Here is a 14480-nt window from a genome sequence, read left to right on the forward strand (position 1 = left end):
TCAAGAGGAAAGTTTGTTCGCATCCCTGTTTTAGGGGTGAAACGATAAAAAAGCCCTAGTCCAAAGACTAGAGCGAATGCGGAAAACTAATTTCCGAGAGACTATAAACAATGAATGAGGTGAAAAGAAAAATTGGAAGGAATACTGCTTTTGGCTTTATTTATTTTGTTATCAATATCTGTCTATCGGCGGTATTATCCAGTAAGAGGAGTTCCGTGTGTTGACTACCGCGATGAAAGTATAAATTCTTTAACGATTCTAGATCTTCGTGATTACAACGAAAAAACAAATCATTATCCCATTGCGAATTCCTTTCACATACCGTTTGCTTATTTAAAACGGCATGTTTATGAAATTCCTGATAAACCAATCCATGTGATTGCAAGTGATGAAGTAGGAAAAAATTTAGGCATTCGCTTTTTGCGCAGCCGCGGTTTTAAAGTGAAGAGCTATTCAATGGCCGATTGTCCTTGCAAAGAAAGGAGAAATGCCAAATGGAATACAGCAAAGAAATCAAAAACCGCCTAAAACGAATTGAAGGACAAGTAAAAGGGATTATTGGTATGATGGAACAAGAAAAGGACTGCAAAAGCGTGATTTCTCAACTTTCTGCTGCACGAAACGCTATTGATCGCACTATTGCCGTTATTGTAAGTTCCAATTTAGAGCAATGTATCCGTGAAAGCTTAGAAAATGGGGAAAAAACGGAACACCTAGTAAAAGAAGCAGTAGAGCTGTTGGTAAAAAGTCGTTAAAAATTTGTCAACTTTTCTTTGAAAAGTTGACAGCTTTTTTATTCCTATTAATATACATATAGGGGTAATGGTAATATTAAAGGAGGTCATTGACAATGAATGCAGATAAAGTATTAGATGCGAAGGGTTTTGCATGCCCAATGCCAGTCGTAAGAGCAAAAAAAGCAATTGATGAGTTAGAAGCTGGTCAAGTTTTAGAGGTGCATACAACGGATAAAGGTTCCAAAAACGATTTGACCGCTTGGGCAAAGGCAAGTGGACATACGGTTGTTAATATGAAAGAAGAAAATGGCGTTTTTACGTTTTGGATCAAAAAGGGATAATTTTTGCTATCTTTATACCCCTATTAGTATTTTGAGAAGAAGGTGGAAACAAAATGTCGCAGCAAAAGAAAAAAACAACGATCATCTTGTTTAGCGGTGACTATGATAAGGCGATGGCAGCGTATATTATCGCGAACGGCGCTGCTGCCTATGACCATGAGGTTACAATTTTTCATACGTTCTGGGGGCTTAACGCATTGCGTAAAGATTCGACAGTTCCGGTGAAAAAAGGATTATTAGAAAAAATGTTTGCGAAAATGATGCCACGCGGAGCGGATAAAATGGGTCTTTCACGAATGAACTTTGCAGGTGTGGGCCCGAAGCTCATTAAACATGTGATCAAAAAACATAATGCGATGCCTCTTCCACAGCTCATTGAAATGGCAAAAGAGCAAGAAGTGAAACTCGTGGCTTGTCAAATGACGATTGACTTGTTAGGGCTAAAGCAAGAAGAATTGATTGACGGCATCGAATTTGCGGGTGTAGCCACTTACTTAGCAGACGCTTCCGAAGGCAACGTCAACTTATTTATTTAAGGTGAAGATTAATGACTCAAACCATTGTGAATATATTATTATTTTTGCTCGCTGCTTCGTTTCTTACCGGTCGGCTTTTGCCGGCAAAAGGTGTGCGAACGATTACGGCGAGCGAATTAAAAAAGGAATTAGGCAAAAAAGATGTACAATATGTCGATGTTCGAACACCGATGGAATTTCGTACGAATCATATTCGTGGCTTTCAAAACATTCCGCTTCATGAATTGAAGAAGCGAGCGCATGAATTGTCAAAAGAAAAGGAAGTCATTGTCATTTGTCAAAGCGGTATGAGAAGCACAAAAGCGAGCAAATTATTAAAGAAACTCGGTTTTAAACACGTCACGAATGTGACAGGCGGCATGAATCCTTGGATGTAAGGAGGGAGAAACAATGAAAGAAATCACTACAAAAGAAGTAGAACAACTTCTCCAAAACGGAAATTCATTAAATATCATTGATGTTCGGGAGGTCGAAGAAGTCGCTGCTGGGAAACTTCCTGGCGCTGTCAATATTCCGTTAGGTTTATTGGAATTTCGCATGAATGAATTAGAAAAAGATCAAGAATACATTATTGTTTGCCGTTCAGGTGCAAGAAGCGCTCGTGCTACTCAATTTTTAGAAAGCTATGGATACAACGTTACGAACATGACAGGCGGCATGCTAGCATGGGAAGGGCCTGTTGAATAAGCAAATATTGCAAGGAGGAGAGAGAACATGATTCAAGTGAATATGACCATCAATGCAAAAGGATTATCATGCCCGATGCCAATTGTTAAAACAAAAAAAGCGATCAACGAACTACAACCAGGTCAAGTGCTAGAAGTCGAAGCAACAGATAAAGGTTCCAAAGCGGATATTAAAGCGTGGGCAGAAAGCACAGGACATCAATATCTTGGCACGATCGAACAAGGAAACGTCTTAAAACATTACATTCGCAAAACAAGCGAGAACGAAACAAAAGAAGAAGCAAAGTTTCCTCATGTCATTTCCAATGAAGAATTGCTTACGAAATTGAATGATGCATCTGTTACGATTTTAGATGTTCGCGAACCAGCAGAGTATGCGTTCGGACATATTCCAAGAGCCATTTCCATTCCGCTTGGTGAATTGGAAAACCGGGCAGAAGAATTATCGAAAGACAATACGATTTATGTTGTATGCCGTACAGGTAATCGTAGCGACTTGGCCGCGCAAACATTAGTGGAAAAAGGATTTTCGAACGTTTGGAATGTCGTTCCAGGGATGTCCAAATGGAATGGACCGGTGGAAACAGAACAGTTGTAATGAAGGGGTTTTTTTTTGATAAATTTATACTATAGGGGGTATAAGATATGAAAGAAATGACAGTACAACAATTAACAAGCAAAGTATTAAATAAAGAAAACGTCTTGATTTTCGATGTGCGTAACGAAAGCGATTTTCACGATTGGAAAGTTGAAGCGGAAAATTTTGAATACTTAAACGTTCCTTATTTTGAGTTGTTGGATGGTATTGACGCAGTGAAAGACCGCATTCCAACCGATAAAGAGATTGTCGTTGTCTGTGCTAAAGGTGGATCGTCTGCGTTCGTGGCGGAACAACTAGAAGAAGCGGGCTTTGACAATGTGTATACGCTTGTGGGCGGCATGAAAGCATGGAGCGAACATCTTCATCAAGCAAAAGTGTATGAAGATGACAAAATAAAAGTATATCAATTTATTCGCGTTGGAAAAGGCTGTTTGTCTTACATGGTCATCTCCGGAAACGAAGCACTTGTTGTCGATCCTTCACGCTTTATTGATGTATACGAGAATGCGGCGAAAGAAGAAGGCGTCAACATTACGCATATCGTTGATTCACACTTGCACGCTGACCATGTTTCTGGCGGAAGAGCGTTAGCAGAACGCACAGGGGCGAAATATTATTTAATGAAAAGCGAAGGAGCGGTCTTTGATTTTGAACCGCTAGAAGCGCATGACAAAATTGAGTTTGAGCAAGTTCAGTTAGAAGTGCTAGCAGTGAAAACACCAGGACATACGCCAGGAAGTGTATCGTTCTTCGTAAACCAAAAACTTCTCTTCTCAGGAGATACGATTTTTGTCGGTGGTCTAGGACGTCCAGACTTAGGAGGAAAAGCGGCAGAATGGGCAGCGGATTTATACGACACAGTCTATGAAAAAGTCGCTACAATTGCGGACGATGTGATCGTGTTGCCAGGGCATTATGCAAACTTAGACGACGAAATGAACGAAGCAGGATATATCGGAGATACGTTAGGCAACATCCGTTCACGCAATGAGATGATGCAAAATAAACAAAAAGAAGAATTTATTGAAATCGTCGTCCAAAATGCCAATACAGAAACACCGCCAAACTTTGAAGATATCGTGGCGATTAACCGCGGTCAAAAAGTTGTCGATGCCGAACAACAACAAGAGTTGGAAATCGGACCGAACCGTTGTGCGTTACATCATACGCATTAAAAAGGAAAAATCGGGGGATGCACAAGGCGTCCCCGATTTTTATAAAGGGGGACTTATCAAATGGATGTTACACTCAATTATATTATTGTTATTTTTCTTATAGGTTTTGTTGGTTCTTTCATCTCGGGAATGGTTGGAATCGGTGGTTCGATTATTAAATATCCGATGTTGCTTTATCTCCCTCCGCTATTTGGCCTTGCTGCGTTTAGTGCCCATGAAGTATCAGGCATTAGCGCCGTGCAAGTTTTTTTCGCCACGATTGGTGGTGTATGGGCATATCGAAAAGGCGGTTACTTAAATAAAACGTTAATTCTTTATATGGGGATTAGTATTTTAATCGGCAGTTTCATCGGCGGCTACAGCTCCAAACTGATGAGTGAAGGAACGATTAACGTCGTTTACGGCATTTTGGCAGCTTTGGCAGCCGTCATGATGTTTGTACCGAAAAAAGGGATTGATGATATTCCGTTAGACAAGGTAGCCTTTAACAAATGGCTGGCTGCCGCACTGGCATTTCTGATCGGAATTGGCTCCGGGATTGTTGGAGCGGCAGGGGCGTTTCTTCTCGTTCCTGTGATGCTCGTGATTCTGAAAATTCCTACTAGAATGACGATTGCCACTTCATTGGCTGTCACCTTTATTTCTTCCATTGGCTCGACGTTTGGCAAAATCACCACCGGTCAGGTCGATTACATCCCTGCCTTCATTATGGTGGTTGCCAGTTTGATTGCCTCGCCGCTAGGGGCAAAAGCAGGACAAAAAATGAATACAAAAGTACTCCAAGTCATTTTAGCCGTTTTAATTTTGGCAACGGCGGTGAAAATTTGGGTCGATATTTTTTTAAGCCGTCAGTGAAAAAACTTTCATGTGTGATTCGAAAAAACGGAGCAAGATGTATAATAATTATGGCATATCATTTATTGGTTTGAAAGTTAGGAAAAACAAGAGAATATTAGGAGCTCTTACTTGGATGATAAGGATGTAATTTAAAATTTTTGCTATAGTGATCAAGTGTATGATGAAAACAAACATGAACTATATGCAATGATTCGCCCGATCATGCAATGGTGTTCAGCGCGCTTTCACCACAATCTAAAAACAATTTCGCTCTGCAAGTGTGTCTGAAAAGGATTTTGCCCGCATTCAATATAGATGTCTTTCGCTTATAGAAGGAACAATGAATTTGCTTTTACGATCATCCGGATCAAAGATTCAACAGTTCATCTTTAATTGGCTGCTCTGAAAACATGTTTATAAGGTTGTGTTTGAACATGAAGCGCTGAGGAGGCTGATTGACTGTTCAAGAATCAAGTTGATTACAATTGTATGTAATTTTATTATCAGGGCTTTGCAGAAAATAAAGCAGTTTATTGCTAAAAGACTTGGATTTTGCTTTTATGGTTGGGCTTCGTGTATTATTGAATTAATAATAAAATTATTAATTACGTTTTAGGGGCTAATGATCACTGCCACGCTGTCAACAATTAGAGCTAGTCGTCAAGGTATTGTAGATTTGTTGGTGATATGCTAATCTATCCATGCAAGAGTGATCAACCTCCGTTTTAGGATTGTCGTTGTTCGTCTTTTTATTGTCTGTTAATGCAAATTTTATTCCGCTGTTGTTTTGAAATATAAGTATTGTCAATTGGAGGTAGCAATGGAACTTATAGAAGTGTTTAAAGCCTTGTCAAATGAAACGAGGCTGCAAATCGTACAATGGCTCAAAAATCCAGAAGCTCACTTTCCCAAACCGCAGCACGGTGATATACACGAAGATGGTGTATGTGTGAGCGATATCCATAAAAAAGTTGGACTGTCACAATCTACTGTATCCCATTATTTATCGATGCTGCAAAATGCCGGATTAATAAAGGCAAAACGTGTTGGGCAATGGACTTATTATAAAAGGGATGAAGAGAACATCAAAAAATTGAATGAATTATTATCAAGGGATTTATAGGCCTAATTTTTTAATTGTTGCTTTTGGCTTGAATCCCTTTTTATTTTGTTTTATTATATTTATAGATTCAGATATCGAGAATTATCGATTTATAATTATTTATATCGATGATTCTAGATATTTAAATAAATAAAAAATAAACTTCAACTAATTTTCACGTTTTATGAAACCGCTTTTTTGTAATCGTTATCAATTTTTGAGCGGTTGAAATGCTTCTTCTTTGTCAAAAAGCGAAAGTATTGGAAGAAGGAGTTTTGCATATTGGTGACGACATTAGATTAGATCGTCGTTCGATAAAGTGGTATGAGAATTTCATGACAAGGATCAGTGATGTCAAACTACTAGCATTTGAGGAGGTGAGGGCAGAAACACAAAAAATGATGCTTGTTCAAGCGAACAAAATTGAAATAGTGTCATTTGAGATCATGACAATATGAATCTGCTAGTTAAATGAAAACTATGAAAGGGAGCGAAGCAAAGATGTTGCGAGATATTGATTTACAATCTATACAAGAAGTAAGAAATTACCTTGAGGAAGCGAAAACAGCTCAAAAAATAATGGCAAAGATGACTCAGAGCGAGATTGATCATATTGTTGAAAGCATGGTTAAAGCAGCTAGGGAAGAAGCTGAGCGATTGGCTGCTATGGCAGTAGAAGAGACTGGCTTTGGAAATGTTCCTGATAAAACTGTAAAAAATCTGTTCGCAGCGAATGATGTTTACAATTCTATCAAGGATGTGAAAACTGTCGGGATTATTCGTCGTGATGAAGAAAACCGCGTATGGGAAGTTGCTCAACCTGTAGGGATCGTTGCAGGAATTGTCCCATCTACAAATCCTACATCAACAGTCATTTTTAAATCATTGATTGCAGTTAAAGCAGGAAATGCGATTATTTTCAGCCCTCACCCAGCTGCTGCTAAATGTACAGCGGAAGCAGCAAGAATCATGCAAGAAGCGGCAGAGTGCGCCGGAGCACCAAAAGGTTTGATTTCTTGCATTACCCAACCAACATTGGCAGCAACAAACGAGCTGATGAAACATAAATTAACTGATGTCATCCTTGCCACAGGCGGTCCTGGTTTGGTGAGAGCTGCTTACAGTTCCGGAAAACCAGCATACGGTGTAGGTCCTGGGAACGTACCTGTATACATTCATGAGAGTGCCAATATCGAAAAAGCAGTTGAACTTATCATTGAAAGCAAAACTTTTGACTACGGAACAATTTGTGCTTCTGAACAAGCTCTTTTAGTGGATGAGTCGATTAAAGAGAAAGTTGTTGCAGAGATGACAAAACAAGGCGCTTATTTCTTGAATGAAGAAGAAAAACGAAAAGTAGAATCCATCATTCTCGTAAACGGTGGACTGAATGCAAAAATGGTAGGAAAGTCACCTCAAGTGATTGGTGAAATGGCAGGTATTGAAGTTCCGTCCGAGGCGAAAGTGATCGTTGCAGAAGAAACAGGAGTTGGGAAAGAATATCCATTCTCAATTGAAAAACTATCTCCAACTCTAGCATTTTATACAGTGAAAGATATGCAAGCAGCAAGCGAGCTTGCCCAAAAACTTCTTGATGCAGGCGGACTTGGTCACACAGTCGGAATTCACGCTGAGGATGAAAAAGTAATCGAAGCTTACACAATCGATAAACCAGCAGGACGTATCATTGTAAATGCCGGTACAACATTTGGCGCTATTGGGGCTACAGTGAACGTAAAACCGTCCTTGACTCTTGGCTGCGGTGCTATTGGCAACAACGTTACATCTGACAATGTTACAGTCAATCACTTGTTTAACATTAAACGTGTTGCATTTGGAGTCCGCCAAATGCCAAAAAAAGAGGAAAGTGCACAAAATGAACCTGCATTAACGAAATAACTTGACTGTCCATAAAAACTCTTTTGATAGATTAAAAGACTGTATCAAACATCTGCCATGTGCTTTGATACAGCTAAAAAAATAAATTCGACACGCCGGAAGTGATAATGCGTTTACCCCCCTAAAAAAATTTCGTTGTAAGGACGATATTCAGTACAAAAATCCATGCAGGAGCATCTTTTCCTGCATGGATTTATTATTACACACATCAACTAGTAAGCTCGTGCAGTTCACTGGATCTATTTTAAAAAGTTTTTTGTTAATTTGGAAATCGTAAAGTGGTAGCGGGAAAACTCCCAAAACAACACTAGACTATTGGTTGCGCTGCAAAAATAAAAAGCCAATCATTGCAATTAAAAGCATTTTATGATGTTTCGACAAGTTGTCAGAGAGCTCAACGATATCATTGTACACATCACGAAAAATATTCGTAAATTCATGAGGGAAATATCCATTGTAGAAACGGGCCCACTGCCGACCTTCGGAATCTGTTAATGTAAAATCACCAGAAAAGGCCTTAACCTTAACAGGGAGAATCAGCTTATCATCAGCATCTCTCAGCTCACCTTTTATGTTGACTAGACTTTTCCAATCCTCTTGTACATATTCTCCCAGTTTTCGGCCATGTACATTCTTTACTGTTACAATCGACTTTTTCATTCCTTTTCTCTTAAAGGTAAACAGCACATTTCCTTTATTCGAAAAAACACCATAAGTAATCGGAAGCGCCATGATCAGTGAATCACGAAGCAGCAGGCTCATTGGGTAAAAAATAAAAGCAATACGGATTGGCTTAATCGTTCCAACAAAATGGCCGCTTTTTTCAAACAGTAGGAGACGAGGAAAAAAACCAAGATCTTTTTTTAAAACTAAATGATCCAACTCAAGGAGGGAAGCTTTGACTCATGAATTTGAATATCTTTCACCTTGTTATATTTAATCTGGTTTGAAACTCCGGTAAAAAACAAAAAAAGACCTACAATACCTATTGAAGAAAGATTTAACCAATTTTGTAAAGAATTTGGTCGATCGATGAAAAAAACAGAAATACCAATGAGCATAACTATAGAAGATAAAGCAAATGCTGCTTTCATTCTCCGTTTATACATAGTAGCAATCATCAAATCAACTCCAGTCAAACATAGGGAAGTCTTTCTACCTCATCAACTATCAGTTTAGATTAGTAGTTTATAGTATTCGATATTTTTTACATCCTTTTAGTGAAAAAATGGAGAAGACATCAAGATGAGGCGGCTTTGAATATGCTCGTGCTCACCAGCCTTAGCAATCCTAAGTTATTCATTAGCACAATATGCCAAATAGAGAACTGTATGATTGGGCATGTTTTTTTATTTATTTTCAAAGGTCAGAATAAAAGTTTAAATACAGGCACTTTGAATAAAATGGAAAAAAATTTTTACTTTGTGTATGGTATTTCCAGGGAATAGCACAGGGTTAAAAAAAGAAGTGAGGTTATCACTTTTTGAGGTAGTTGTAGGTTACATAATTTTTTTTCGTAACGTACGGATGGAAACATCATGTTCGCCAATAATTTCGTAAACAGATTTGAAGCTTTCTTGGAGGTTTTTCATTTCTTCGTTTGTTTCCATTACAGCTTGTTTAATTGATTTTTGTTCCTGTTCAATCCGATTCAATCGCTCTTCAACATGATTTAAGCGTGTTTCTACTTGATCTAAACGCTCTTCTACTCGATCCAACCGATTTTCGACCCGATTTAATCGATCATCTACCTGGTCCAATCGCGTCCCGATATAATCTAGTCGATCATGCACATTTTTAAGATCATTGTCAATAGACATCACTTTTTCTAAAATTAAGTCGAGTTTTTGTTCCATTTTTTGACTCCTTTTAAAAATCTCCTTTCCTCAATTTTATTCGAATGAAATGGTTCTGACAAGTACGAATTGGGTGCCTTGAATTGATTAAATGCAGTATCAAAAATGCCCGAGCATTAATAAAACATTTACATCTGAAAGACTATGTGACGATAAAGGGATTCATACTCAAACAAGTCGGTGGAATATGTAGAAGATTATGCTTTCGCTTTATCATTCATAGTATGTTCGAAATATTAAAGAATAAGATAATTGAGAATTAAGGTATTTTTATGTAGAAAGGCATAAAATTGCTTTTCAAAATCAGGAATCTAAATTTTTCATCATCATCGAAATAAACCCTTTGTGTTGGTTGATCTTTATTGTTCAAACTGTTCAAGCCAATTAAATATTCGTCTTCATGCTGTTTTACAAGTCTTATTTTAATACAAAAGAAAATAATCAAATGCTAAAGTATAGAAAAAATCAATAGGTGATCCGAATTAAGATTTTATTGAAATGCTGTCTATTTTGACAGAAGTAGGTTTTGTTAATATAGATAGCGATAAAAGCTAGAATTGTTAAAATAGTTACTACGAAAGCAGTTTTTTATCTTACGAACTCCCATTGGTTAATGAGATTGAATGTGTTTACCATTAGAAGATATTCCTTACTTATCTATACAATTTTTGCACCAGTTTCATCAGTATTATGGAAAAGGGCCACTAGAGTTATGTGATTCCGCATTGCAAATGCTTCACTCCTATCATTGGCCAGGCAACATACGTGAATTGAAAAACATCATGCAAAGAGCATTTCTTTTAGCCATTCATGAGCCGAAAATTCTCCCTTTACACTTGCCTGAAGACTTCCAAAATTTCAGTACAATAAAACAACATTTCGTTGGCAATCTCAAATATGTGGAAAAACAAATGATCGAGCAAGTTCTACCCGAGTTCGACAGTCACTAGGCAAACAAAATGCCTCTCATCCCTTGATACCAAAGGGACGAGAGGCATTTGGGCATACGTTGGGCGTGTATCTAGGTGCGAGGATGAATGCCTAGAATCTTCGGAGGAGGCTCCAGCCCTAGAGCCGCAAAGAATTGAGCCTGTTTGGCCGTCAGTTCGGTTCGTTGATAAAGGTCACCGTTTTTTGAAGAAAAATGTCCAAGCATGAGACGTTCGCATTCGTCCCTTACGTTCGGCCACGATTCATAGGTTCGAATCTCCACGATCCGAACTAACAAGAGAGCAAGCCAACTGAGCAGCACATGCGCCCGAATGCGGTCTTCCAAGCGATGATACATAGGCCGCAATTCCAATGTAGACTTCAATGTTCGGAAGGCCTGCTCAATATCCACCAGCTGCTTATACCCGATGGCGACATCTTCGGCAGACAAGGTGTCATCGGATGTCCGGATGAGATATTTGCCGTCGTACTTTTCCGCGTCACGAACCGCTTGCTTGTCGATGCGAAGGGTTCCGTCCTTCAACTGGCGCAAGTATTTTCCGTAGGACGAATGGGAACGCAACCGGCAGGTCGCCTTATGATGGGCTTCGTTTGGGAGTTGGCGAAGCCCTTCTAACTCCTCTTTCAGCGATTCAAGCAGCTTTTCTCGCTCCTTGCGTTGGCGTTCGGCTTCGCTGGGATTGTACACGAGAACATAGCGCTGACGCGCTTCTCCGTCGCCGACGATGATTTCTTTGATGTGCAAATTCTCGTCCACTTCATGATAACGTCCGCGACGACTTAAGGCCTCTTCGACGGCGGCTTTGCCGGATCGCATTTTTTCGCCGACAATGTAGTGTCCGCCGGCCTGTTGCAAGATTCGCAAATTCTCTTCAGAGGAAAAGCCGCGGTCCATGACGCTGATCACACGTCCAAGCTTCCAGCCAATCAAGTCTTGTTTCACCTGTTTGATGACCGTCATGTCCATCGTATTGCCAGGCCATACCCAAGCGCGAATCGGGATTCCTTCCCGGGTGACAGCCAGCCCAATGACGATTTGAACCAAGTCTGGGCGTTTGTCTTTCGAGAATCCTTGTTTTCGAAGCGATTCTCCTTCCGGTGTTTCAGAGGGATCCACTTCGAAGTACGACGAAGTCGTATCGAAGTAAATCAAGTCGACTTCCAAATTCAATAAATCGGCCACAGCATGGAACACTTGACGTTCCAATTCCGGCTGCACGGCCAGCAGTTCATCCATCGCCCGGTACAACTGGTGGCTGGCGGCTTGAGGAAGGTGAGGGATATACACGTCTTTCTCCACCCACTCCTCCATCGCCAACTTGCTTGACGGATGAAGGGCGCGATTCGCCACCATGGCAAAAATCAGCCGTTCCAGCGAAATCTGGTGATGTCGGGAGGTAAACAAGGAGTGGAGAATCTCTCCCAACCCCAGTTGTCTCCAGAGCTGATCCAAGAGCCAGACGCCGCCGAGGTGTTTGCATGACTGGAATTGAAAGTCATCGGAAGCTTCTCCTGTCAACGTTTCGACTTCCCAAGCCTGCTCAGGAGAAAGGAATCGCGAAATGCTTTTGGCCAGACGTTCCAAGACGGCGCGATCCACTTCATCTTCGCGCCCGAATGAATAAATCACCTTCGCTTTCGCATATTTGGCCTTTGGATCCCATTCATTGTGAGCAAGCTGGAGATAAGCAACGGTTGTTCCATCCTTGTTTTTGCGTGTGACTCGTCGTATGTACATGCCTATATTATAACGTATAAAATTTATTTTTAAAAGGAAAAATTAATAAATCGTGTGCCTATGAAATTCAGCGTTTTTTCCTAGGATCCGCATTACGAAACCCATGATATAACAGCATTTTGGTCATTTCCATTTGCCTAAAATGACCTCAAAACTGTCGAACTCGGGTTCTACAAGAAACAAAAAATATGACGGAAGCAGCACAAATTCTTGGCATTACGAGAAGCACGTTATATCGAAAAATGAATAAATGGAATATCCGAAAAAAACGTTCAAAGGAGCAATAGTAGTTGTTTCGCATCCTTTTTAGAAAAAAAGCCGGTAATTAAATCGGATCTCTTTTGATTTTCCTTTTTTTCACTATTACAAAAGTAAATACGCTCTATTTTCATAGAAAAAATCCCCAAAAAGAATGATCAATCATTCAAGACAGAAAGGTGTGCGCATTTTTATGTAATAAAAATTAACATAAAATTTGTTTTCTAGCAAAAATTCATGATTTCAAACGTTTAAAAAACTCAAAAAATATGTTATAATTATGTTATATTTAATTACATTGTAGGTAATTATTTATAACAAATTAGAATTAGATCGTACTTTTAGTCATTTCCCAGCTTTAAAAAGTAGACTAATAAATATAAACAGCATTAATTTGACGGCAATAGTGATTTATCTGCATGGAAAAATTTCTAATTAGAGTTAGTAAATATAGGAATGAATCTTTATGAGTCATTTCCTATTTAAAAAAATAAATTGAATTAAAAGAACAGGAGGAGTTTGATAATGGGAAGTATTGGAAGTATGACGAAGCCACCAGAAGGGTTTTTGGCAGCTTTAATTCAATATCCGGTTCCAGTAGTGGAATCCAGAAAAGATATTGAAAAACAAATTGAACAAATTGTTCGAACAGTTCATTCCACAAAAGCGGGATATCCCGGATTAGAGTTAATCGTATTCCCTGAATATAGTACACAAGGTTTAAACACAAAAAAATGGACTACTGATGAATTTTTATGTACAATACCTGGTCCAGAAACAGATGCGTTTGCGCAAGCATGTAAAGAAGCTCAAGTATATGGGGTATTTTCAATTATGGAAAAAAATCCAGACGGAGGACTGCCATACAATACAGCCATTATCATCGATCCGCAAGGCGAGATTATTCTTAAGTATCGTAAATTAAATCCTTGGGTTCCTATTGAACCATGGCAGCCAGGGGATTTAGGTATGCCAGTTTGTGATGGACCAGGCGGAAGCAAATTGGCAGTATGCATTTGTCATGATGGCATGTTCCCTGAAATTGCTCGAGAAGCTGCTTATAAAGGAGCTAATGTTTTAATTAGAATTTCGGGATACAGTACACAAGTAAATGAACAATGGATTTTAACAAATCGTTCAAATGCATGGCATAATTTAATGTATACATTATCGGTAAATCTAGCCGGTTACGATGGGGTATTTTATTATTTCGGAGAAGGCCAAATTTGTAATTTTGATGGAACGACATTGGTTCAAGGACACAGAAATCCTTGGGAAATCGTTACGGCTGAAATATATCCGAAACTGGCAGATCAAGCACGTTTGAATTGGGGGCTTGAAAACAATATATTTAATTTGGGAACGAGAGGTTATGTAGCTGTTCCAGGCGGTGTTAAAGAAAATCCTTATACATTTATCAAAGACTTGGCTGAAGGCAAATATAAGTTGCCATGGGAAGACGACATAAAAATTAAAGATGGCTCAATTTATGGATATAAGAAAAATGAAGTCATTCAAGCTAAATAGCTGTGAAAGTAAAGAGGGTGCCCCAAAAGTTGAATATCGGGCACCCCTTTCTTTTGAAACAATAATTCACCAAACAACGGTACAGAAGGGACGGTTATTTTATGGATAATAAGTAACAAATGATTTATTCCCTGTTTTAATATTTCCAATTTTAAATTGTTTTCAAGAAAAATAAACTGTTTAACGAACTTTTTTCCTTTTTAAACCGAAAATTAAGGAATATAAATTTGTTCCGA

Annotated in this window: 17 protein-coding genes and 1 pseudogene; 14 read left to right on the forward strand and 4 right to left on the reverse strand. The window is 39.0% G+C overall.

All coding sequences use genetic code 11. The features are described 5' to 3' along the window. Positions 1-132 precede the first annotated feature (132 nt). The 11 genes from NSQ44_RS09015 to NSQ44_RS09065 all read left to right on the forward strand — a co-directional run bounded on the left by NSQ44_RS09015 (position 133) and on the right by NSQ44_RS09065 (position 7914). The gene (locus NSQ44_RS09015; protein WP_240326745.1) at positions 133-528 is read left to right on the forward strand and encodes a sulfurtransferase; all 396 of its coding nucleotides are present in this window, start codon (positions 133-135) and stop codon (positions 526-528) included. After that, positions 495-755: a metal-sensitive transcriptional regulator gene (locus NSQ44_RS09020; protein ID WP_063389517.1), complete on the forward strand. Its 261-nt coding sequence runs from the start codon at positions 495-497 to the stop codon at positions 753-755. The genes NSQ44_RS09015 and NSQ44_RS09020 overlap by 34 nt, the downstream gene beginning before the upstream one ends. A gap of 95 nt (positions 756-850) precedes the next feature. After that, the gene (locus NSQ44_RS09025; protein ID WP_066246718.1) at positions 851-1078 is read left to right on the forward strand and encodes a sulfurtransferase TusA family protein; all 228 of its coding nucleotides are present in this window, start codon (positions 851-853) and stop codon (positions 1076-1078) included. Positions 1079-1131: 53 nt separating this feature from the next. Then, entirely contained in the window at positions 1132-1614 is a 483-nt protein-coding gene (locus tag NSQ44_RS09030) for a DsrE/DsrF/DrsH-like family protein (RefSeq protein ID WP_340856667.1), read from the forward strand. An 11-nt stretch (positions 1615-1625) separates the two neighbouring features. Beyond that, the gene (locus NSQ44_RS09035; RefSeq protein ID WP_340856669.1) at positions 1626-1991 is read left to right on the forward strand and encodes a rhodanese-like domain-containing protein; all 366 of its coding nucleotides are present in this window, start codon (positions 1626-1628) and stop codon (positions 1989-1991) included. Positions 1992-2004: 13 nt separating this feature from the next. After that, positions 2005-2301, forward strand: a complete 297-nt coding sequence (locus tag NSQ44_RS09040; protein ID WP_340856672.1) for a rhodanese-like domain-containing protein — start codon at positions 2005-2007, stop codon at positions 2299-2301. Positions 2302-2328: 27 nt separating this feature from the next. Further along, positions 2329-2898, forward strand: a complete 570-nt coding sequence (locus tag NSQ44_RS09045; protein ID WP_340856674.1) for a sulfurtransferase TusA family protein — start codon at positions 2329-2331, stop codon at positions 2896-2898. 47 nt (positions 2899-2945) lie between these two features. Further along, positions 2946-4076, forward strand: a complete 1131-nt coding sequence (locus tag NSQ44_RS09050) for an MBL fold metallo-hydrolase (protein WP_340856677.1) — start codon at positions 2946-2948, stop codon at positions 4074-4076. A gap of 60 nt (positions 4077-4136) precedes the next feature. After that, positions 4137-4931 (forward strand): sulfite exporter TauE/SafE family protein, encoded by a 795-nt coding sequence (locus NSQ44_RS09055; protein WP_340856679.1) that lies wholly within the window; start codon positions 4137-4139, stop codon positions 4929-4931. A gap of 802 nt (positions 4932-5733) precedes the next feature. Beyond that, positions 5734-6036 carry an ArsR/SmtB family transcription factor gene (locus NSQ44_RS09060; protein WP_094245798.1) on the forward strand — a complete coding sequence of 101 codons (303 nt, stop codon included), beginning with the start codon at positions 5734-5736 and terminating at the stop codon, positions 6034-6036. A 480-nt stretch (positions 6037-6516) separates the two neighbouring features. After that, a complete protein-coding gene (locus NSQ44_RS09065; protein ID WP_340856681.1) occupies positions 6517-7914 on the forward strand; it encodes an acetaldehyde dehydrogenase (acetylating) in 1398 nt (465 codons plus the stop codon). Between the two features lie 312 nt (positions 7915-8226). Here NSQ44_RS09065 and NSQ44_RS09070 read toward each other — a convergent pair whose 3' ends face one another. The 3 genes from NSQ44_RS09070 to NSQ44_RS09080 all read right to left on the reverse strand — a co-directional run bounded on the left by NSQ44_RS09070 (position 8227) and on the right by NSQ44_RS09080 (position 9770). Continuing rightward, positions 8227-8796, reverse strand: a complete 570-nt coding sequence (locus NSQ44_RS09070) for a hypothetical protein (protein ID WP_340856683.1) — start codon at positions 8794-8796, stop codon at positions 8227-8229. Then, positions 8784-9035 carry a hypothetical protein gene (locus NSQ44_RS09075; RefSeq protein WP_340856687.1) on the reverse strand — a complete coding sequence of 84 codons (252 nt, stop codon included), beginning with the start codon at positions 9033-9035 and terminating at the stop codon, positions 8784-8786. The genes NSQ44_RS09070 and NSQ44_RS09075 overlap by 13 nt, the downstream gene beginning before the upstream one ends. 378 nt (positions 9036-9413) lie before the next feature. After that, a complete protein-coding gene (locus tag NSQ44_RS09080; protein WP_340856690.1) occupies positions 9414-9770 on the reverse strand; it encodes a coiled-coil domain-containing protein in 357 nt (118 codons plus the stop codon). Positions 9771-10393: 623 nt separating this feature from the next. On the opposite strand from NSQ44_RS09080, the gene NSQ44_RS09085 reads away from it, so the two are divergent. Further along, positions 10394-10720 (forward strand): hypothetical protein, encoded by a 327-nt coding sequence (locus NSQ44_RS09085; RefSeq protein ID WP_340856692.1) that lies wholly within the window; start codon positions 10394-10396, stop codon positions 10718-10720. A 71-nt stretch (positions 10721-10791) separates the two neighbouring features. On the opposite strand, the gene NSQ44_RS09090 is transcribed toward NSQ44_RS09085, so the two are convergent. Continuing rightward, positions 10792-12459: an IS1634 family transposase gene (locus tag NSQ44_RS09090; protein ID WP_094244483.1), complete on the reverse strand. Its 1668-nt coding sequence runs from the start codon at positions 12457-12459 to the stop codon at positions 10792-10794. A gap of 176 nt (positions 12460-12635) precedes the next feature. Here NSQ44_RS09090 and NSQ44_RS19030 point away from each other — a divergent pair. After that, positions 12636-12746: pseudogene (locus NSQ44_RS19030) on the forward strand (helix-turn-helix domain-containing protein); the annotation flags it as partial. 496 nt (positions 12747-13242) lie between these two features. After that, positions 13243-14244 carry a formamidase gene (locus NSQ44_RS09095; RefSeq protein WP_327848778.1) on the forward strand — a complete coding sequence of 334 codons (1002 nt, stop codon included), beginning with the start codon at positions 13243-13245 and terminating at the stop codon, positions 14242-14244. The last annotated feature ends 236 nt before the right edge of the window (positions 14245-14480 follow it).

Source organism: Aeribacillus sp. FSL M8-0254 (assembly GCF_038008845.1).
GTDB classification, from domain to species: domain Bacteria; phylum Bacillota; class Bacilli; order Bacillales; family Aeribacillaceae; genus Aeribacillus; species Aeribacillus composti.